The sequence below is a fragment of the Pseudomonas sp. genome (assembly GCF_050739935.1).
Taxonomy (GTDB): Bacteria; Pseudomonadota; Gammaproteobacteria; order Pseudomonadales; family Pseudomonadaceae; genus Aquipseudomonas.
Map to the genome: position 1 here is coordinate 34987 of NZ_JBOICF010000099.1, position 20911 is coordinate 55897.

The 20911-nt window shown below is 60.3% G+C and carries 16 protein-coding genes; 7 read left to right on the plus strand and 9 right to left on the minus strand.

Annotation, left to right across the window (positions count from 1 at the left end):
* Positions 1–69 precede the first annotated feature (69 nt).
* From ACRER8_RS19730 to xylA, 4 genes are all read right to left on the minus strand, one after another.
* The gene (locus ACRER8_RS19730) at positions 70–1206 is read right to left on the minus strand and encodes a sugar ABC transporter permease (RefSeq protein WP_431747885.1); all 1137 of its coding nucleotides are present in this window, start codon (positions 1204–1206) and stop codon (positions 70–72) included.
* Entirely contained in the window at positions 1207–2778 is a 1572-nt protein-coding gene (gene xylG / locus ACRER8_RS19735) for a D-xylose ABC transporter ATP-binding protein (RefSeq protein ID WP_431747886.1), read from the minus strand.
* Positions 2779–2908: 130 nt separating this feature from the next.
* On the minus strand, positions 2909–3910 hold the full coding sequence (gene xylF / locus ACRER8_RS19740) for a D-xylose ABC transporter substrate-binding protein (RefSeq protein ID WP_431747887.1): 1002 nt from the start codon (positions 3908–3910) through the stop codon (positions 2909–2911).
* A 217-nt stretch (positions 3911–4127) separates the two neighbouring features.
* A complete protein-coding gene (gene xylA / locus ACRER8_RS19745; RefSeq protein ID WP_431747888.1) occupies positions 4128–5444 on the minus strand; it encodes a xylose isomerase in 1317 nt (438 codons plus the stop codon).
* A gap of 160 nt (positions 5445–5604) precedes the next feature.
* Between xylA and ACRER8_RS19750 the strand changes: the two genes are divergently transcribed.
* Positions 5605–6783 carry a XylR family transcriptional regulator gene (locus tag ACRER8_RS19750; RefSeq protein WP_431747889.1) on the plus strand — a complete coding sequence of 393 codons (1179 nt, stop codon included), beginning with the start codon at positions 5605–5607 and terminating at the stop codon, positions 6781–6783.
* 244 nt (positions 6784–7027) lie between these two features.
* A complete protein-coding gene (locus ACRER8_RS19755; protein ID WP_431747890.1) occupies positions 7028–7954 on the plus strand; it encodes a Gfo/Idh/MocA family protein in 927 nt (308 codons plus the stop codon).
* Between the two features lie 365 nt (positions 7955–8319).
* Here ACRER8_RS19755 and ACRER8_RS19760 read toward each other — a convergent pair whose 3' ends face one another.
* Positions 8320–10065, minus strand: coding sequence for an OPT family oligopeptide transporter (locus ACRER8_RS19760; RefSeq protein ID WP_431747891.1), 1746 nt, complete (start codon positions 10063–10065; stop codon positions 8320–8322).
* 320 nt (positions 10066–10385) lie between these two features.
* Here ACRER8_RS19760 and ACRER8_RS19765 point away from each other — a divergent pair, with 320 nt between their 5' ends.
* Positions 10386–12527 carry a TonB-dependent siderophore receptor gene (locus ACRER8_RS19765; RefSeq protein WP_431747939.1) on the plus strand — a complete coding sequence of 714 codons (2142 nt, stop codon included), beginning with the start codon at positions 10386–10388 and terminating at the stop codon, positions 12525–12527.
* 249 nt (positions 12528–12776) lie between these two features.
* Here ACRER8_RS19765 and ACRER8_RS19770 read toward each other — a convergent pair whose 3' ends face one another.
* Both ACRER8_RS19770 and mobA read right to left on the minus strand, forming a co-directional pair.
* Positions 12777–13001 carry a YgdI/YgdR family lipoprotein gene (locus ACRER8_RS19770; protein ID WP_431747892.1) on the minus strand — a complete coding sequence of 75 codons (225 nt, stop codon included), beginning with the start codon at positions 12999–13001 and terminating at the stop codon, positions 12777–12779.
* Positions 13002–13146: 145 nt separating this feature from the next.
* Positions 13147–13740 carry a molybdenum cofactor guanylyltransferase MobA gene (gene mobA / locus ACRER8_RS19775; protein WP_431747893.1) on the minus strand — a complete coding sequence of 198 codons (594 nt, stop codon included), beginning with the start codon at positions 13738–13740 and terminating at the stop codon, positions 13147–13149.
* A gap of 78 nt (positions 13741–13818) precedes the next feature.
* Between mobA and moaB the strand changes: the two genes are divergently transcribed.
* The 4 genes from moaB to ACRER8_RS19795 all read left to right on the plus strand — a co-directional run bounded on the left by moaB (position 13819) and on the right by ACRER8_RS19795 (position 17368).
* Positions 13819–14358, plus strand: coding sequence for a molybdenum cofactor biosynthesis protein B (gene moaB / locus ACRER8_RS19780; protein WP_110947195.1), 540 nt, complete (start codon positions 13819–13821; stop codon positions 14356–14358).
* Between the two features lie 12 nt (positions 14359–14370).
* Entirely contained in the window at positions 14371–15579 is a 1209-nt protein-coding gene (locus ACRER8_RS19785) for a molybdopterin molybdotransferase MoeA (protein ID WP_431747940.1), read from the plus strand.
* 201 nt (positions 15580–15780) lie between these two features.
* Positions 15781–16971 carry a CaiB/BaiF CoA transferase family protein gene (locus ACRER8_RS19790; protein ID WP_431747894.1) on the plus strand — a complete coding sequence of 397 codons (1191 nt, stop codon included), beginning with the start codon at positions 15781–15783 and terminating at the stop codon, positions 16969–16971.
* 19 nt (positions 16972–16990) lie between these two features.
* Complete coding sequence (locus ACRER8_RS19795; protein ID WP_431747895.1) at positions 16991–17368, plus strand: VOC family protein; 378 nt, start codon at positions 16991–16993, stop codon at positions 17366–17368.
* A gap of 137 nt (positions 17369–17505) precedes the next feature.
* On the opposite strand, the gene ACRER8_RS19800 is transcribed toward ACRER8_RS19795, so the two are convergent.
* Positions 17506–18819, minus strand: coding sequence for a cellulase family glycosylhydrolase (locus ACRER8_RS19800; RefSeq protein WP_431747896.1), 1314 nt, complete (start codon positions 18817–18819; stop codon positions 17506–17508).
* A 221-nt stretch (positions 18820–19040) separates the two neighbouring features.
* On the minus strand, positions 19041–20495 hold the full coding sequence (locus ACRER8_RS19805; protein WP_431747897.1) for a mannose-1-phosphate guanylyltransferase/mannose-6-phosphate isomerase: 1455 nt from the start codon (positions 20493–20495) through the stop codon (positions 19041–19043).
* Positions 20496–20911 lie beyond the last annotated feature (416 nt).

A 20911-nucleotide genomic window follows, 5' to 3' on the forward strand; every position in this document is an offset into this window, starting at 1 on the left:
TGAACTCGTGGGAACCATCCATTCGGCAAAGCCATACTCGGCCGGTCTTGCGCGCCAGCATTCCCGTGCTCACCTGCGCCCACTGCGCGTACTCACGTCCACCCACACCGCCAGCACCAGAATGCTGCCCTTGACGATCATCTGCCAGTAGCTGTCGACATCCAGCATGGACATGCCGTTATCCAGGCTTGTGATGACCAATGCGCCGAGCAGCGCGCCGTAGACCGTGCCCGAGCCACCGCGCATGGAGGTGCCGCCGATGAAGCAGGCAGCGATGGCGTCGAGTTCGCCCATGTTGCCGGCCGAGGGTGAGCCGGCCGCGAGGCGTGCGGTATTGACCAGACCCGCTAGCGCGCACATGACGCCCATGATGCCGAAGATCCACAGCTTCACCGCCTGAACGTTGATGCCCGACAGGCGCGTGGCTTCCATGTTACTGCCCACCGAATAGATGCGGCGGCCGAAAACAGTCTGGCTAGTGATGTAGCTGAAGACGCCGAGCAAGACCAACAGCAGCAGGACCGGCACCGGAATACCGTCGTAGCTGTTGAGTGTATAAACGAAACCGGCCAGTACCGCGCCGATCAGCACCACGCGTAAAACGTCTCGCAGCAGTGAGTGTGCAGCCAGACCATGCAAGGCGCGGTTGCGGCGTTGGCGCCAGGTCAGCAATAGCGTCAGGGCGAACAGCAGCACGCCGAGAGTCACTCCCGCCAGCGGGGGTAGATAGCCCTGGCCGACATAGACCAGTTGCGGCGAAACCGGCGCGATCGTGGTGCCGCCGGTGATGCCCAGCAGAATGCCGCGAAAAGCCAGCATGCCGCCCAGACCGACGATAAATGAGGGGATGCGCAGGTAAGCGGTCATGCAGCCATTGGCCAGGCCGATCAACAGCCCGCACAGGGCGACCAGCGCCAGATTCAGCGGTAGCGGCAGGTGATAGACCACGTCCAGAATGGCGGCAATGCCACCCAACAGCCCGAGCAATGAACCTACCGAGAGATCGATCTCGCCGCTGATGATCACCAGCACCATGCCGCAGGCGAGAATGCCGGTGACGGACATCTGCCTCAGCAGATTGGACAGGTTGCGCGGGGTAAAGAAGCCGCCTTCGGTCTGCCAGCTGAAAAACAGCCAGATCAAGGCAATGGCAATCACCAGCGCGAGCATTTTGTAGCGGGTGAACAGTTGTTTGACCTGATTCATTTACGCGCTTCTCTCCACAACATCTGGTCGATCGTTATTGTTATGTCCGTCGGCCTGGCTGAGCGCGGCGGCGAGCACCTGTTCCTGGGTCAGGCCGCGATTGATGAAATCGCCGCGCAGTTGGCCGTCGCCGATCACCAGCACCCGGTCGGAGACGCCCAGCACCTCGGCCAACTCCGACGACACCATGATGATCGACACGCCATTGGCCGCCAGCGCGCCCATCAGTTTGTAGATCTCGTACTTGGCGCCCACATCAACGCCGCGCGTGGGTTCATCGAGGATCAGCACGCGGGGTCGGGTAAGGAGCATCTTCGCCAGCACGGCCTTTTGCTGATTACCGCCGGAGAGGCTGGTTATCGGTAGAAAAGGGCTCGCGGTCTTCAAGTGCATGCGCGAGATTTCCTTGTCGATGCTACCCAGTTCCTTTTCGGCATCGATGCGGGTCAGATGCGAAAAGCTGTCCAGCACCGCCAGGGTAATGTTCTGGCCGACGCCAAGGTCGGGAATGATGCCCTGGCGCTTGCGATCTTCCGGGACCATGCACAGCCCCGCGCGAATCGATTTCAAGGGTGTGCGCGTGTCGATCTGTTTGCCTTCGAGCCAGACCTCACCTTCGGAGCGGCCGGGGTAAGCGCCGAACAGCGCCGAGACCAGCTCCGTACGTCCGGCGCCGACCAGACCCGCAATGCCGAGAATTTCGCCGCGCTTGAGCACGAAGGAAATGTCGTCGACGCGCTTGCGTTTGGGGTTGTCGACGTCGTAACAGGTAACGTGTCGGGCCTCGAAAATCACTTCGCCGACATCGTGAGGTTCAGTGGGGTAGAGATTGCTCATTTCGCGTCCGACCATCTGCGTGATGATCTGCGAGATGTCCATATCGGTCATCGCCGTGGTCGCGATGTGTTTGCCGTCGCGGATCACCGAAATCGTGTCGCAGACTGCCGCCACTTCATCTAGCTTGTGAGAGATGTAGACGCAAGCCACGCCCTTGGCCTTCAGGTCGCGAATGATGCCGAGCAGCACGTCGATTTCCGAGCGGGTCAAGGCCGAGGAGGGTTCATCGAGAATCAGCAGTCGCGCCTGTTTGTTCAGCGCCTTGGCGATTTCCACCAATTGTTGATAGCCACCGCCGTACTGCGATACCGGCAGCGACACGTTCATGTCCGGCACTTTCAGCTCGCGCATCAGGGCTTCGGCGCGATGGATCATCGCCGGGTAATTCATGCGCCCGCCGGAGAGGGTCAGTTCATGGCCCATGAAGATGTTTTCCGCCACCGACAGATCGGGGACGAGGGTCAGTTCCTGGTGGATGATGACAATCCCGGCAGCTTCGGTCTCGCTGATGGACTGCGCCTTGAGGGGTTGGCCGTCCCAGAGAATTTCGCCCTCCCACGTGCCGTAGGGATAGACCGCCGACAACACTTTCATCAGCGTCGATTTGCCAGCGCCGTTCTCACCGCACAGACCCACGCATTCACCGGGACGGACCTTGATGTCGATGCCGTCCAGGGCTTTCACCCCGTCGAAGGTTTTGACGATTCCATTCATTTGCAGCAGATAGTCGGACATTGCACGGACTCACACAGCAGTCAGAGTTGAAAAACCGACCTGTAGCAGCACGGCTTGCCGGCGGTGGCGATCCCAAGGATGTCACCACCGGCAAGCCGCGCTGCTACAGGGCAAGACTCAGCCCCAGCGGCTATTTTCCGGCCATCTGATCCTTCGTATAGAACCCGTCCTTCTCCAGCAGGTCGATGTTGTCCTTGGTCAACGGTGTCGGGGTCAGGAGGATGGTGTCGACCTTCTTCGTGCCATTGTCGTATTGCGAACTGAAGTTGGGTTTCTCGTTGCGAGCCAGTTGTACCGAGAGCTTGGCGGCCTCAGACGCGATCAGTTTCAGTGGCTTGTAGACAGTCATGGTCTGGGTGCCGTCGAGCACGCGTTTGACTGCTGCCAGGTCGGCATCCTGACCCGAGATAGGCACCTTGCCGGCCAGTTTCTGCGCGGCCAGCGCCTGAATCGCACCACCGGCTGTAGCGTCGTTGGAAGCGACGATGCCGTCGATCTTGTTGCTGTTTTTGGTCAGGGCATTCTCGACGATGCTCAGCGCTTCGGTCGGGTTCCATTCCTTGACCCATTGCTGGCCAACGATCTTGATGTCGCCCTTGTCGATGGCCGGCTGCAGCACTTTCATCTGGCCTTCGCGCAGCACCTTGGCGTTGTTGTCCGTCGGTGCACCGCCGAGCAGGAAATAGTTGCCCTTGGGCTGAGCCTTCAAGACGCCATTGGCCTGCATCTCGCCAACTTTCTCGTTATCGAAGGAGATGTAGGCATCGATATCGGCATTCAGAATCAGCCGGTCGTAGGACACCACCTTGATCCCGGCCTTCTTTGCTTCGGCGACGGCATTGGTCAGGACGGTGGCGTTGAATGGCACGATGACAATCACATCGACGCCACGCGAGATCAGGTTTTCGATCTGCGAGATCTGCTTTTGCTCATTGGCATCGGCGGACTGGACAAAGACTTTGGCGTCCATTTTTTCAGCGGCCGCGACGAAGTAATCGCGGTCGCGTGACCAGCGTTCCAGGCGCAGGTCATCGATGGAGAAGCCGATTTTCGGATGGGCCGAATCGGCCATTACCGGCAGGCTGAGCAGAGCCAGAGCGCTGGCGAGCAAGGTGGTTTTCAGGTTTTTCATTGTGGTGCGTCCTTTTATTTTTGTTTAGAGGCACTTCCTGAGCGTGTACGTATTGCCGGTAGTACTGTAGAGCGTGCCCGGGCGCCGCGGCGTAGGGAATTGTCGCGAGAATGTAACCGGAGATCGGTGATGCTTTTTCCTCAGCAGTACGACTTTCCGGAAGTAGCGACCTTGAGTGCGTCGCCGCCAGCAAGCCGTGCTGCTACAGAGTGCTGCGTCAAGGATAGATAAACCGGTTCACGACGCCCTCGAGCATTTCCTGACGCCCGCTGACCGCCTGTGGGTTGAACTCTTTCTCCAACGCATGCTGCGCCAGCGATTCCAGGCTGAAATCCCCGGACAGCACGGAACGGCCGAATGGCTGATTCCAACCGGCGTAGCGCTGGGTCTTGAACTGTTCGAGCACATCGTTTTGCACCATGGCGGCAGCGCGTTCAAGAGCCAGGGCCAGCACGTCCATGGCCGCCACATGACCATAGAACAGATCGACTTCGTCCAGGCTTTGTCGACGCACCTTGGAATCGAAATTGAAGCCGCCGCTTTTGAACCCGCCGACCTTGAGGATTTCATAGGTGGCCAGGGTCAGCTCTTCGACGCTGTTAGGGAACTGGTCGGTGTCCCAGCCGTTCTGCGGATCGCCGCGGTTGGCATCAATGCTCCCAAATATGCCGAGCGAAGCCGCCGTGGCGATTTCGTGGTGGAAGCTGTGGCCAGCGAGGGTGGCGTGGTTGGCCTCGATGTTGACCTTGATTTCCTTTTCCAGACCAAACTGTTGTAGAAAGCCGAACACCGTGGCGCTGTCGTAATCGTATTGATGTTTGGTCGGCTCCTGCGGTTTTGGCTCGATCAGCAGATCGCCCGTGAAGCCTATCTTGTGCTTGTGCTCGACCACCATGCGCATGAAACGCCCGAGTTGTTCGCGTTCACGTTTGAGGTCGGTGTTGAGCAGTGTTTCGTATCCTTCACGGCCGCCCCACAGCACGTAATTGGCGCCCTTCAGCCGGTGAGTGGCGTTCATCGCGCTGAACACCTGCGCGGCTGCATAGGCGAACACTTCCGGATCCGGATTGCTTGCCGCGCCCGCGGCAAAACGCGGGTTGCTGAAGCAGTTGGCGGTGCCCCACAGCAACTGGATGCCGCTCTGTTCCTGATGGCGTTCGAGTTCGTCGACCATTTGCGCGAAGTTGTGACTGTACTCCTTCAGGCTCGCACCCTCAGGCGCTACATCGGTGTCGTGGAAGCTGTAGTAATCGATACCCAGCTTGGAGAAGAACTCGAATGCGGCCTCGGCCTTCAAGCGTGCCAGCTCCATGGCGTCTCCCGGTTTTACCCACGGACGCTTGAAGGTGCCGACGCCGAACATGTCGGCGCCCGGCCAGACGAACGTGTGCCAGTAGCAGGCCGCCATGCGCAGGTGCTCGCGCATCGGTTTGCCGAGAATCAGTTTGTCGGCGTCATAGTGGCGAAAGGCGAGGGGTGATTCGCTGCCGGGGCCTTCATAGCGAATCTTGTCGATATCGGGGAAGCAGGGCATTGGTCATTCCTTGTTGTTCTGATTGGTCTGCGTCTGGCCTGATACTAGCAACGGCCTTGGGCCCCGCGATTATGAAAATCACCAAGTCAGTGTTCGATTTTGAGTATTGAGATTCACCCCGCACAGGCCTAGTCTGTGCCGATCGGCCCGGAGAAAAACAATGAAAACCGTTCCGCCCGTCCACCGTATTGCCCTGTTGTTCAACGGCGGCAAGATCTACGACCGCGGCATCATCACCGGCATCGGCAATTACCTGAGCAGCACGCGCGCATCCTGGGATCTGTTTCTCGAGGAGGATTTTCTCTGTCGTCTCAAGGGCATCGAGCGTTGGCAGGGCGACGGCATCATCGCCGACTTCGACGATCCGCTGATTGGCGAGGCGCTGGCGGGCAGCAGGCTGCCGGTGGTCGCCGTAGGCGGTTCCTATGAGGACGATCGCGCCTATCCAAGACACATCCCTTATGTGGCCACCGACAATTTCGCTTTGATCAAGCTGGCCTACGAGCACCTGATCGAGGCCGGACTGACCCGTTTCGCCTTTTTCAGCCTGCCGGAAGCGCAGAGCAATCGCTGGGCTCAGGAGCGGGAAAAAGCCTTTCGCCGCCTGCTGCAACGTGACGGTCTGCGCGGTGAAATTTATCGCGGCCTGAGCACCAGCGCGCCGCTGTGGGACAGTGCCGTCGAGCAGCAGATCGCCTGGCTGCACAGTCTGCCCAAGCCCATCGGTATCATCGCGGTCAGCGATGCCCGCGCGCGGCAGTTGCTGCAGGCCTGTTTGACCGCCGGAATTGCCATCCCCGAGCAGGTCGCGCTGATTGGCATCGACAACGACCCGCTGACCCGCACCCTGACGCGCGTGCCGTTGAGTTCGGTCATTCAGGGGACACAAAGCATGGGCCGCACGGCTGCGCATTTGCTGCATCAAATGCTGCATGGCATGCCGCCGACGACCAGTCAGATTCTGGTGCCGCCGGAAGCCATCAATGTACAGGCATCGAGTCTGCATCAGCCGTTGGGCAATCCCTACGTGATGCAGGCATTGCACTTCATTCGCCAATACGCCTGTCAAGGCATCAAAACGGCGCAGGTTGCAGGCTATGTCGGTGTTTCGCGTTCCTCGCTGGAGTCGCATTTTCGCAAGGAGCGCGGGTGCAGCGTGCATGACGAGATCCTGCGCTTCAAACTGTCCGCCGCGGCGACGCGGCTGGAGAAGTCCGATTCAGCCATCGCCGACATCGCAGAAAAATGTGGTTTCAAATCCGCGCAATACCTGCACACGGTATTCCGCCGCGAGTTCGGCTGCACGCCTCGCGAATATCAAGTTCTGCGGAGTGCCTGAATTCGGCATACAGCCAATCCACTGTAGGAACCGGCTTGCTGGCGAACGCGGTATGCCAGGCGACACGCCTCTACCAGACCCACCGCATTTGCTGACGTTACAACCTCCGACGTCTCCCTTCACAAGTGCTTCTTGCCAGTGAAGCCGCCAGCTATGATGCCGGCGAACTCTTCAGCGACTCGGCCGCCGGCTTTTCGGGCACGGGAATCGCCGCAAAATAACGACAACATCACAGGAGTCATCGATGCATCCGATTCGTTTAGGGCTGGTAGGTTACGGCAAGATCGCACAGGACCAGCACGTGCCGGCGATCCGCGCCGACTCGCGGTTCGAACTGGTGGCGGTGGCGACGTTGGGTCAGCCTTGTCCGGGCGTCGACAACTTCCGCTCGCTGACCGAACTGCTTGCCCACGGCCCTCAGGTCGATGCGATTGCTTTCTGCACGCCGCCACAGGGGCGTTTCGCACTGGTTCAGGAGGCGCTCAAGGCGGGTAAACACGTGCTGGTGGAAAAGCCGCCATGCTCGACCCTGGGCGAGGCCCTGTCGCTGATCGATGAAGTAGGCAGGGCTGGCGTCAGCGGCCTGTTCGCCTGGCACTCGCGTTTCGCTCCCGGTGTCGCCCATGCCAAAGCGTGGCTCAAGGGCAAGACCCTGAAACAGGTGCGTGTCGACTGGAAAGAGCAGGTACGCAAATGGCATCCCGGCCAGACCTGGATCTGGCAGGCGGGCGGCCTGGGTGTATTCGATCCGGGCATCAACGCACTGTCCATCGTTACCGATCTGCTGCCGGGCGCGCTATTCGTTGAATCCGCTGTGTTGAGTGTGCCGGGCAACTGCCAGTCGCCCATCGCTGCGTCACTGAACATCCGCACTGGGGCTCAGGTGGGCGTGCGCGCCGAATTCGATTTCGATCATAGCGACAATGAGCAATGGCGCATTGAATTGCAGTGCGACGAGGGCGTGATGCGTCTGGATGCGGGCGGTGCGCTGGTCAGCATCGACGGAGTGGCACAGAGCGTGTCGGAAGAGGGCGAATACCCGGCCATGTACCGGCATTTCGCGCAACTGATTGCGGATCGCCAAAGCGATCTGGATCTGCAACCGCTGCGCATCGTGGCGGACAGTTTTTTTGTGGGCAGCAAGGAAGACGTGGCGGATTTTTATGAGTGAATGGGCTGTCGGCGTCTTCAGGCTGAAGTGATCCCGGGGCGAAGTCTTGTAGCAGCACGGCTTGCCAGCGGTAGCAATACCAAGGGCAAACCGTGCCGCTACGTTCTTTGAGCAGCGTTAAAAGCGAATCAAAAGTGCCCCACACCCACCAGAGCGATGGAAAAAGAAACGATCAGCATCAGCAGAATGGTCAGGTTGACGGACATGTGTGAATCCTTGTTCGGGCTAGTCAATGGCGACATGATCCCGATCTGCGCAGTGAAAATGAACGGCGTTCGCGTGTATGTTGGTTATCGATACAATCAATACCCGCAAGCTTTGAAACGCCGGGAAGGTTTGTGTTAGGTCCGATACAGCGACTGTGCTTACAGGTTTTTGAACATCTCCCAGAACGACGCGCCGACCCCGGTCATGCTCTCCCCGGCGATCAAACCGGCGGCTGCAGTGATCGCGAATCGTTCGGTAACGGCGGGCCAGCGACGACTCGCCGCCCACGTCAGCACCGCACCCAACCCCATCATCATCGAAGTCGAAGCGGGCAGGACGAACGCCAGGCCAAATGCCGCCGAACTCGGCAGCCAGCGCGCCAGGCGTTGCGGCAGCAGGCTGTCCAGAGCCCCCAATAACACGCCAAAGAAGCCGCCGATGAAGATCGACCAGCGTATTTGCGGCGACAGTGATTGCAGGCCATGGGTCAGCGTCTCGGCCACGGCTTTCCAAGTGGCGACGGCAGGCGCGGGCCATTGCTCGGTCAGCAGCATGTGCTGGGGATCGGGGATCAACGCCAGATACACCAGCACCCCGACCACGCTGCCGATGAAAATCCCGATGCACTGAGCGACGACCTGTTTTTTTGGAGTCGCACCAATGGCCAGACCGACCTTGAAGTCATTCATCAAATCCGTCGACTGCCCGGCGGCCCCGCCTGCGGTATTGGCACTCATCAGATTGATCGGCACCTGACCGGGCGCGACCAGGCCGAAGGTCAGCTGCGAGAGCTTGCCAATGGCGCCAATCGGCGCGATGCCGGTTGCCCCCACGACGCGCGCGGCGACCACCGCCAGACAGATCGCCAGCGGAATGCTCAACAATGCCATCCACACGTCAATGCCGAACAGTACCGCCTGCAAGCTCACCACCAGCGCGATGGAAAGCAGCAGGCCGATTGCCGGTCCCGGCGAAAACGGCGCGCGGGCACGAGGGCCGTGGTTGGCTCGAGCGGTTTGGGGTGCCATGAAAAAACGGATGCCCAACGCCGTCAGTGTCGAGCAGACCATCAGGCTCACTCCTGGCCACAGCAGCCACTCCACCAGTTTGGCGAACTGCGGTCCGCTGGCGTCTGGCGCCAATACCACCCAGCCATGATCGATCAGCCAAGGCGATAACCCACCCCACGCCAGTAGCGCGCCGAACAGCAGGCTCAGCCCGACGCGAATGCCGATGATGCCGCCAAACCCGATCAGCAGTAGCGACGGGTCGAGGGTGAAGGTCAGGCGCTCCAGTTGCGCGGTGGGTGCCCAGCGCGGAATGGGCCAGACGAAGCCATCCACCCATTTCACCAAACCTGATAACAGTGCGGCGCTGAACAACACTTTGATTCGGGTCACTGCCTCCTGACCGTGGCGATAAATGTGTTGCAGCGTTTCCAGCGTGGCCATGCCCTCGGGAAACTTCAGGCCATCATCGTTGAGCAGGGCAGGGCGCAGATACCAGGCGATCCAGATGCCGAGAAAACTCACCGAAAACACCCAGGCCATCATCGGCAGCGGGTCGAGCTGCTGACCGGTGAGCAGGGTGTACGCCGGGATCGGCGCCACCAGACCGCCCGAAATGATCGACGCGGCAGCCGAGGCCACGGTCTGGTTGATATTGCTCTCGTGCAGGGTCCACGCCGGCTGGCTGTGGTTGCGTCGGGCGAGACTTTGCCAGACCCCGAAGCCCACCAGCAGGGCAATGATCGACATGTTGAACGACCAGCCGATCTTCAGGCCCGCATAGACATTCGATGGGGTCAGCAGGACGCCCAGAACGGCCCCCGTCAGCACCGCGCGCAAGCTCAATTCACGCTCGATGCGAGTGGCTGAAGGGGTAGTGGCGGCATAACGGCCCATGTCGATTCCTGTGCAAACGGTCGGCGTAACGTGCTGAACAAGTGAGCCCTGTAAGCGTGGAAGGTTCAGCCTTGGTCCAATGTCCAGCTGTACTGCGGGTGCCATGGCGTAGGACATTTCGTCGATGCCGATCATTTGAATGGTAATGAGAATGCTTACTTGTTACATTTTCTCGCTTTTTTTGACATGTGCAGTCAATTCTGGGGCTGGGGCCCCGTGTGATTTCAAAGGGAGGGGAGTTTCAGATGGCTAGCAACGACAACAGTCAATTCAAGGTGAAAGCCTTGGCAGCGCTAGTGGCAACGGTCGCTTGCCACGGTATGGCCTGGGCCGATGACGCCCCCGCAACGCCGGTGAAAGGGTCCACCATTCAATTGCAGAACTCGGTGGTCTCAGGCGAAGCGCCAGTGGCGGAGCCGGAAGCAGGCTACCAGGCGAAGAACAGCACAGCGGGCACCAAGACCAGCACTCCATTATCGGAAACACCGCGTTCCGTATCGGTGGTGACGCGTCAGCGCATGCAGGATCAGGCGTCGCAAACCCTGACCGATATCCTCGGCTATGTGCCGGGCATTTTCGCGCCGCCGTTCGCGGTCGGCGACGGTCTGGCCGGTGATCTGTTCTCCATCCGTGGCTACAACGCTACCGACTACGGTTACGGTCTGCTCAAGGACGGTCTGCGTCTGCAAGGCAACCGCTACGACACCACCACCGAACCGTTTGGCCTGGAACGTACCGAAGTCTTCCGTGGCCCCAGCTCGATCCTCTATGGCGAAAACGCACCGGGCGGGCTGGTCAACCTGGTCAGCAAACGCCCGACCGAAGTCGCCCAAGGCGAAGCCCGATTCACCTACGGCAGCAACAACCGCCGTCAGTTGGGGCTGGACGTCTCCGGCCCGCTGACCGACGACAACCGCATTCTGGGCCGTATCGTCATGCTTGGCCGCAACGCCGATACGCAAGTCGACTCAGTGCCGGACGATCGCCTCTACATCGCGCCGTCGATGACCTTCAACTTCGACGAAGACACCGCCCTGACCTTGCTGTCGTCCTACCAGCGCGACCGCACCAAACTGCTGCTCGGCTACCCGGCCGCCGGTACGCTGTTGAACAACCCCAACGGCAAGATCGGCAAGGATCGGCTCAATGGCAACCCGAACTGGGACGACTTCGAGCGTGAAACCTGGACCCTGGGTTACGAGTTCAGCCATCAGCTCAACGAGAACTGGCAGTTCCGCCAGAACTCACGCTACATGGAGTCGCGTCTGAATCGCCATGAGACCTGGCCGAACAACCTCAACAACGGCGGCTTCGGCACCACCTTGAGCAGCACGGCCTATGACCGTGACAACAAGTCCGTCACGTATTCGGTCGATAACCAGTTCGAAGGTCATTTCACCTCCGGTGCGCTGGAAAATACCGTGTTGCTGGGTGCGAGCTATGATCGCACTTCGTTCAACCAGGACTGGGACGCCGGTCTGGGTGGCACCTATAACGTGTTCAATCCGGTCTTCTCGCCGGTGCAGCCGAATGCTTCGCAATACGTGCAGAACTCCCAGCTCGACCAGCACATGTACGGTGCCTACGGCCAGTTGCAGAGCAAGTACGACAACTGGATTTTCCTGCTGGGCGGACGTCAGGACTGGGTCCACAGCGAATACCGCAACCGTGCCAGTGCCGCACGTGCGGGAAGCGCAGCGGTTCCGGGTACCGATCTGGATGGCTGGGATCATCGCTTCAGCTGGCAGACCGGACTGATGTACCAGTTCGAGAACGGTATCTCGCCTTATATCAGCTACTCGACGGCCTTCACCCCGGTGCAGCAATCGTCTCAGCCCGGTGGCGGTCTGTTCGATCCGATCCTGAGCGAACAGTACGAAGTAGGTCTGAAGTATGAGCCCAAGGGCTGGAACACCATGTTCAGCGCGGCCGTGTTCGACCTGACCAAGAAAGACGATGTGGTTCCGGACACCAGCGGTTTCAGCCGTCAGGTAGGCAAGAGCGAGTCCAAGGGCGTGGAGCTTGAGGTCAACAGCGATGTGACCAAGAACCTCAGCCTGACTGCTTCGTACACTTACACCGATGTACGGGTGACCAAGGACACACCGGGTTCGCTGTTCAAGGATCATCAGTTGACCGGCATTCCGCGTAACCAGGCTTCTGGGTGGGCGACTTACCGTTTCTTCGATGGTCCGTTGAGTGGCTTGCGTATCGGCGGTGGTGTTCGGTACTTCGACAATACCTTCGCCTACACCGCGCCGACGTTGTACGGCAAGTTGAAGACTGGTGACGTGACGCTGGTGGATGCGTTGGTCGGTTATGACATCGACAAGCACTGGTCGGTGGATGTGAATGCGAAGAATCTGTTCGACAAGGAATACGTCAGCGGCTGCAACAACGCCGGTCGTGGCTACTGGGGCGAAGAACGTACCGTATTGGGTACTGTGGCGTTTCGCTGGTAACGGCTGACGGTCGAACCGGTTTGGAACTTCGGCTCTGAACGTTCTCTTGCTGGGTGGGAATGCATCCCTTGACGCTGCGCCTCAATCAGGACGACGCGAAGTGTCAAGGGCGGCGTTTCATCCGGAGCATGGGAACGATCAGCAGTATTCAGGTCACGCGCGCTAACGGCACTGCCTGTAACGTCCCATGCCGATCCGCCCACAAAAAACCCGCCTGAGTAGGCGGGTCTTTTTGTCTTCAATCTGGCATCACAGTTCTTTAACGGTACGAACCTGATCCTTGTTGATGCGGGTTTCTTTGCCGTCGAGCTGTTTGAACTCGTAGAAACCAGACTCTTCATCGTACTTGGGCGCATCGGTTGCCTGAATTTCACGGCCGTCGTTCAGGGTGATTACCGTAGGCGAAGAGCAACCGGCAAGGGTGGCGAGGCCAAGTGCGAGCAGGAACGCTGCGGGAATAGTCCGTTGTTTCATTACTGTGTCTCCGAGGGTGATTCTTTATGTAGTGCAGTTTCTGACGCAGCGGTTGTCAGCAAAGTTCCATGAATAATCGCGCAATGGAAAGTTTGCCCGTGAAAAGCCTCTGCATGCAAAGCCTTATGAAACACCGCCCACAACTTCACTGCCTGATATCGATCAATAAATCCGGTGTATTGAGATTCGCCAGCCGCGGATCGCCCGCCTCACACTGCAGCGCCACTGCCCCGAGCTCGGCCATGGTCCGCCGCGGGCTGCGCTGACCTTGCTGCCAGTGCTGCTCGAAGACCTGCCGATGAATCGTTGGGATACAGCACAGCAGCGGCTCCCATTGCTCGCCCTGGCGCACCATCACCGGTTTACCGGGGTGGGCGGCAGCGGTCTGCCTCAGGCCCTGTAGCAGTTGCAGGTCCAATAGCGGCGTGTCGCAGGGCATCACCAGCAGCCATGCGTGCCGGGCCACGGCCAATCCAGCGCGAATGCCTGCGTAAGGGCCCGGGAAATCGCTTTGATCGTCCTGCACCACTTGATCGGCCAAGGCTGCGTATTGCTCGCGATTGCGGTTGCAGGAAATGATCAGGTCGTCGGTCAGCGGCCGGGTCAGGCGTTGTAAGTGCCGGATCAGGGGCTCGCCGCGCCAGGCAATCAAGCCCTTGTCCCGCCCGCCCATACGCTGGCCCTGGCCGCCAGCCAGCAACAGGATCGAACAAGGCGCGAGGGTGTCGGGTGTAGTCATGGCAAACTCGTTCAGCGGAGAAAAGAGGGGTGCTGTGATATAACACCGCACTGTTTCCCCGACAACTGGACCTAGCCGATGAAAGCCAAGGCTGACACACCTTTCGTGCCGCTGAACATTGCCGTTCTCACCGTCAGCGACACGCGTACCTTCGAAAACGATACCTCCGGGCAGATGTTCGTCGATCGCCTCACCGCCGCCGGCCACGGCTTGATCGAGCGCGTCTTGCTCAAGGATGACCTCTACAAGATTCGCGCCCAGGTCGCCACCTGGATTGCCGACGATGAAGTCCAGGTGGTGCTGATCACCGGCGGCACGGGCTTCACCGGTCGCGACAGCACGCCCGAAGCGGTGGCGTGCCTGCTGGACAAACAGGTCGACGGTTTCGGCGAGCTGTTCCGCCAGATCTCGGTGCCGGATATCGGCAGCTCCACCATTCAATCCCGTGCGCTCGCTGGCCTGGCCAACGGCACACTGGTCTGCTGCCTGCCGGGCTCGACCAATGCTGTGCGCACCGGCTGGGACGGGATTCTTGCCGACCAGTTGAACAACAGCTTCCGTCCCTGCAATTTCGTGCCGCACCTGAAAAAGGCCGAGCCGTGCGCAACTCGTGGGTGAATACCGATGAGCATGCCTGAACCGCGCGGCCTGATTCCGGTGGAAGAGGCCATGGAACGCTTGATGAACCTGGCCGAAGCCGCGCCGATCACGGGGCGTGAAACAGTCGCCCTGGCCGATGCGCAGGGCCGGATTCTCGCCGAAGACCTGGTCTCCACACTTGATCTGCCGCCATGGCCCAACAGCGCCATGGACGGCTACGCGCTGCGGGTCGCCGACTGGACTGGCGAGCCATTGCCGGTCAGCCAGCGCATCTTCGCCGGCCAGGCACCACTGCCTTTACAGCCTGGTACCTGTGCTCGGATCTTCACCGGCGCTCCGGTGCCTGAAGGCGCCGATTGCGTGGAAATGCAGGAAAACGCCGAAGTACAGGCCGATGAGCGCGTGCGTTTCCTGGAGCCGCTGAGCCTGAATCAGAACATTCGGCCCAAAGGTCAAGAGACCACGATTGGCGACAAGGTGCTGGACGCGGGCACCGTGATGAGGCCGATCGAACTGGGTCTGGCCGCGACCATGGGCCTGGCTCACTTGCCGGTGGTGCGCCGCGCGCGGGTGGCGGTGCTGTCCACGGGCGACGAACTGATCGAACCGGGCCAGCCGCTGGGGCCGGGGCAGATCTACAACAGCAACCGCGTGTTGCTGTGCAGTTGGCTCAGGCGTCTGGGCTGCGAAGTGGTGGACGCCGGCATTCTGGCCGATGATCTGGCGAAAACCCGCGCCGCGCTGGCAGCGCTTGGGGATGTCGACCTGATTCTGTCAACCGGTGGCGTGTCTGTTGGCGAGGCGGATTTCCTCGGCCATGCCTTGCGTGAAGAAGGCGAGATCTCGCTTTGGAAACTGGCGATCAAACCGGGCAAACCACTGACCTTCGGGCATTTTCGTGGTGTTCCGGTGATCGGTCTGCCGGGTAACCCGGCGTCGACGCTGGTGACCTTCGCGCTGCTCGCCAGACCCTATCTGCTGCGACGGCTGGGGGCACGCGATGTGAACCCTCTGCAGTTCAAGGTGCCCGCCGGTTTTGTCTGGGACAAGCCCGGCAATCGGCGCGAATACCTGCGCGGGCGTCTGGAGCAGGGCCGTCTAATCGCCTATCGCAATCAAAGTTCCGGCGTATTGCGCAGCGCCGCGTGGGCCGACGGGTTGATCGAGGTCATCGAAGGCACCACCGTGGCCGAAGGTGACCTGCTCAACTTCATCCCCTTGAGCGAGGTGCTGGGCTGACCGACGTTCCGAGAAATATGGATGATCAGGCCGCTGCTTTTTTATGGCTTGGAATACCGATCAACGAGCGGTGAAAACTGCCTATGGAACGTACGGGTGCTCGTCTCGTGGCTGATGAATCGATGCTGGATTTCCTGTCTGGATAGCAGACAATGACGCGACTTTTCCCATAACGACTTTTTAAAAAAGAAAGGACACGTCATGCAAAAGCCACTGCAAGGAATTCGGGTCATCGAACTCGGGCAGCTGATCGCCGGCCCATTCGCGGCAAAAATTCTTGGCGAGTTCGGCGCCGATGTGATCAAGATCGAGCCGCCAGGCACCGGCGATCCCCTGCGCAAATGGCGCCTGCTGCACGAAGGTACGTCGGTGTGGTGGGCGGTGTCGTCGCGCAACAAGCGTTCGGTGACTCTCGATCTACGCGAGCCGGAAGGCCAGGACGTGGTGCGCAGGCTGATCGCCGAAGCCGACGTACTGGTGGAAAACTTTCGTCCCGGCACGCTGGAAGGCTGGGGCTTGGGCTGGGAGGAACTGCATGCGCTGAATCCGAAGCTGGTGATGCTGCGGGTTTCCGGTTACGGCCAGACCGGGCCGTATCGCGACCGACCCGGTTTCGGGGTGGTAGGCGAGGCCATGGGCGGCTTGCGGCATCTGTCGGGTGAGCCTGAGCGCACGCCGGTGCGTGTGGGGGTGTCCATCGGCGATTCGCTGTCGGCGCTGCATGGCGTGATCGGCGTGTTGCTCGCCCTGCGTCATCGTGATCAGAACGGCGGCGAAGGCCAGCAAATCGACGTCGCGCTGTATGAGTCGGTGTTCAACATGATGGAGAGTCTGATCCCTGAGTACTCGGTATTCGGTGCCGTGCGTCAGCCTGCGGGGAGCAGCCTGCCGGGGATAGCGCCGTCCAACGCCTATCGTTGTCGCGACGGCCGTTACGCGCTGATCGCCGGCAATGGCGACAGCATTTATCAGCGTCTGATGGCCTTGATCGAGCGGCCCGATCTGGCCGCCGATCCGGCTCTGGCGCATAACGATGGGCGGGTCAAGCAGGTCGAACTGATCGATGCGGCAATTTCAGCTTGGGCCGCGAGTCTGGACCTCGACGACGTGCTGGCCAAGCTGACTGCCGCGCGGATTCCAGCGGGCAAGATCTACGACGCCGCCGACATCGCCAGCGACCCTCATTACAAAGCGCGGGACATGCTCCTCGACAGCCAGCTCGACGACGGAACGCCCGTCACATTGCCGGGCATCGTGCCCAAGCTGGGCAGCACGCCAGGCGGGGTTATTCGGTCGGCGCCGACCTTGGGACAACATACCGACGAAGTCCTGGCCGAGTTGGGCATCGATGCGCAGCAGCGTCAGGCGTGGCGGGCACGTGGTCTGATTTGAAGCATATTGGGAGAGCATCATGATCGATCACCTCGACCATCTGGTCCTGACCGCGGTGGATGCCGACGCCACGGTAGACTTCTACACCCGCGTGCTGGGCATGCAACTGGAAACCTTCGGCGGCGGACGCATGGCTTTTACGTTCGGCAATCAGAAGATCAATCTGCATATACGTGGCAAGGAGTTCGAACCCAAGGCCCACGTGCCGGTGCCAGGCGCGCTGGACCTGTGCTTCATCGCTTCGATCCCGCTGGAACAAGTCATCGCCCGCCTCAACACTGCGCAATGGCCGATCCTCGAAGGCCCGGTCATGCGCACCGGCGCGACAGGGCCGATTCGCTCGGTGTATGTGCGCGATCCGGATCTGAATCTGATCGAGCTTTCAGAGTTGGTTTGAGACGCTGGCTACGCCAGACCGCCAACAGACCGGCATCACCGCTGATGAGCGCCATGCCGGGGCCTGGCGTAAAAGCCCTCGCGGGCCGCTGATGGTGGGCCAGGGTAGGTAGAGCAGTGTCCGGAGAATTCCCGTGACTAGGATTTCCACGCCAGGATTTGCAGGGTAGGGGTCAACGGCAGGTCCACGCCCTTGGCATTGGCCAACTCGCTGTGGTTGCCGGTCAGGGGATCGTAGAGCGTTGCGTGCTTGATCCCGGGAAAGTTCAGAGCTGCGCTACTGGCGCTCCAGGCCATCAGTAGGTGGGTGCCGTCCGGTTTGTTCCAGGCAATGGCGAACAGATCCTCCGGCACCGCCATCGCGGGTGGTGGATCGGCCGGTTGCAGGGTCGGGCCCGTTACGTCGAAGAAGTTCTTCAGCGCGGTATAGACCGGCTTGGGTTCGCCGTGCAGATCGAGCAGACCATAGCCACGGTCGCGAGCGCTGGCGCGCTGGTCGAGGTCGCTGAGGTTGAACAGGAAGATGCGCTGATAATCCAGGGTGCTCATCATCGCCAGCCGCCGCAGGGTGTAATCGGCCTGGCCCCGTAGCCCGATGATGTGCTGCATTTCCACCGGCCCGCTGTAGCTCGACCAACCCCATTCGGTGGCCCAGACCTGCCTTACGCCAGCGTCATGCAGGCTGTTGTTGAGGGCCTTGGCGCGAACCAGAAAGTCGAGGTCGGGCACTGAGTCGCCTTCCGGGTATTCGGAGTACGGATGGTAGGCGGCGATGATGTTCTGGCCGGCCAGCCCCTGATCGACCATCGACTGCAACATATAGCCGGTGGAGCCGCGTATTTGCCCGTAGTACGCAACACCTGCGGTGACGATCGGTTTGCCCGGCAATGCGCTGCGGATGGCATTGGCGGCGCTGGTCAGCAGGTTGTAATAGGCCACCGGATCGGCCTGGGGCAGCCAGACGATGTTCGGCTCATTCCACACCTGCCAGTGGCTGACCTGCGGATAATGCTGGGCGAGGGCGGCCATGCGTTCGGCGAAGATGCTGTCGTCGCGGGGCGGGTATTGATCGGCATTGCTGGCACCCTGCGGCGCGCTGCTGTCGAAAGTCGCCGAGCCGACCAGATAGGCTACGGTGTTGTAGTCGTGGGGACCGGCGGCGCTCATCGCAGCGTCCAGATCCGCCAGGTTGTACTGCCCGGGTGCCGGTTCCAGCACGGGCCATTGCAGGGTCCAGCGAATCCAGTTCAGGCCCAGTTGATCGAGGCGGTTCATCTGTTTCTGGTAGATGTCGGGGGTGAAGTACTGAAACTGCACGTTGATACCCAGAAAATCCTTCCAGGTCACGGCCCGCTGCCCGCGCAGCACGGTTTCAGCCTTCACCGTTGGGCTGTGGAAGACCGACGCACAGGCGCTCAGCACCGCCATCGCCAGTAACGCCTTGCCCTTCATTCAACATCCTCGCGCATAGCGGCACGGCGCTGGCCAGCACCAGCGTGTCGTTCCTTGGTCCAAAACTCCTGTCATGCATGAATACGGCTCCCTTGCGGGTAAAGCAGTCATGTCGGCGGTACTGCCTAATCCAATGCGTTCGATGCCACGGTCGGGTGTCGCGGATGCCTCGCTGGGTCGATGGCCGCGACATGCACGGCCCTTCCCGGTGGACGTGATGATCAGACGTTCGCAGCGTCGGGAACGCGGCCATAGATATCGGTGAAACGCACGATGTCGTCCTCGCCCAGATACTCGCCGCTCTGGACTTCGATCATCACCAGATCGATGACCCCCGGATTGACCAGGCGATGGACATGACCGGGCTTGATGAAGGTCGATTCGTTGGTGTCGAGCATGAATTCGCGCTCGCCGTTGGTGACCCGGGCCATGCCGCTGACCACGATCCAGTGCTCGCTGCGGTGATGGTGCATCTGCAGCGACAACGATCCCTGGGGCTTGACCACGATGCGTTTGATCTTGAAGCGCTTGCCTTCTTCCAGCACCGTGTATGTGCCCCAGGGACGAGTCACGGTATTGTGCAGCAGGTATGCCGGGTGGCCCTGGCGCTTGAGTTCTTGAGCGATCAGTTTGACCTCCTGAGTACGCTCGGCGTCGGCGATCAGCAGCGCGTCCGGGGTGTCGATGATGATCAGATTGTCCAGGCCCACGGCGCCGACCAGGCGTTTCTTCGAATCGATATAACAGTTGGTGACATCGTGCAGCACCACCTGGCCGTTGAACTGGTTGCCGTTGACGTCGGCCGGGGCCAGCTCGCGAATCGCCTGCCACGAGCCGATGTCGCTCCAGTCCAGTTCGCAGGGCACTACCGCGACTTTTTGCGAGCGTTCCATCAGCGCGTAGTCGATGGAGATGTCGGGCACTTGGGCGAACGTGGCGGCATCCAGTTCCATCTGCAGCTCGTTATTGCCTTCCTTGCTTTTGCACTGCGCCAGACACTGACGCACGGCGGTCAACACTTCCGGCGCATGGGTTTCCAGTTCGCGCAACAGCACGTCGACGCGCATGCAGAACATCCCGGCGTTCCACAGGTGCAGGCCGCCGTCGAGGTATTCCCTGGCGGTAGCCGCATCCGGTTTCTCGACGAAACGGGCGACCTGATAGCCCCTGTCGTTCAACGCCTGGCCTTTTTCGATGTAGCCAAAGCCGGTTTCGGCGCGGGTCGGAATCAGGCCGAAGGTCACCAGCCAGCCGTCGTCGCAGAGCGCCCGCGCCGCTGTGACGGCGTCGGCGAAAGCGTCGAGATCGTTGATCAACTGATCGGCGGGGAGGATTAACAGTTGGGCATCGTCACCATGCAAGTCTTGCACATGCAAAGCCGCGGCAGCGATGGCCGGGGCGGTGTTGCGGCCGAACGGCTCCAGCATGAAATCCAGGTGAAGCTTGTGCTTGTTCAGCAGTCGATAGTCGTCGACGGTGCGGAAATACACTTCGCGGTTGGTGACCGTTAGCAGGCTCTGTACGCCTGGCAGGCCGCTGGCGCGGTTGAAGGTTTTCTGCAGCAGGCTTTCGCCGTCGGGCAGTCGCATGAAAGGTTTGGGCATTGCCTCCCGAGAGACTGGCCACAACCGGGTGCCGGCGCCGCCGGCGATAATGCAGGGAATTAAAGTGCCCATCAATAAGCCTCGCGAGAGAAGAGCACTGCCGCAACAGTGCGCAGAAGGATGTATGGATCGAACCAGACGAACCGGTTTTTCGATGTATTCAAGCTGGAAGACGCCATACAAGTCAAAATTATGACTTTTCCCAGTTATTTGTCAGGAAAAGCCAATATATTGTCGATTAAGCGCTCCTTTGAACCGGATTTCAATCCCCACCGATGAGAAAAAATCCCATTCATTCCGGATTCGGCGCTCGATCACTCCGGATGCAGCTTGGTAATCCCTCAAACGAGTGTTCAGCAGAGTAAAGCCGCTGAGGCAGGCACTGTCATAGTGAGGGCAGCCACAAAGAGCCCACATGCGTGTCCTTGTCGGCGCCGTTGGACATCAAGCGGTGAACCCGATCCGATGGTTCAAGCGCTCAGAGGAAA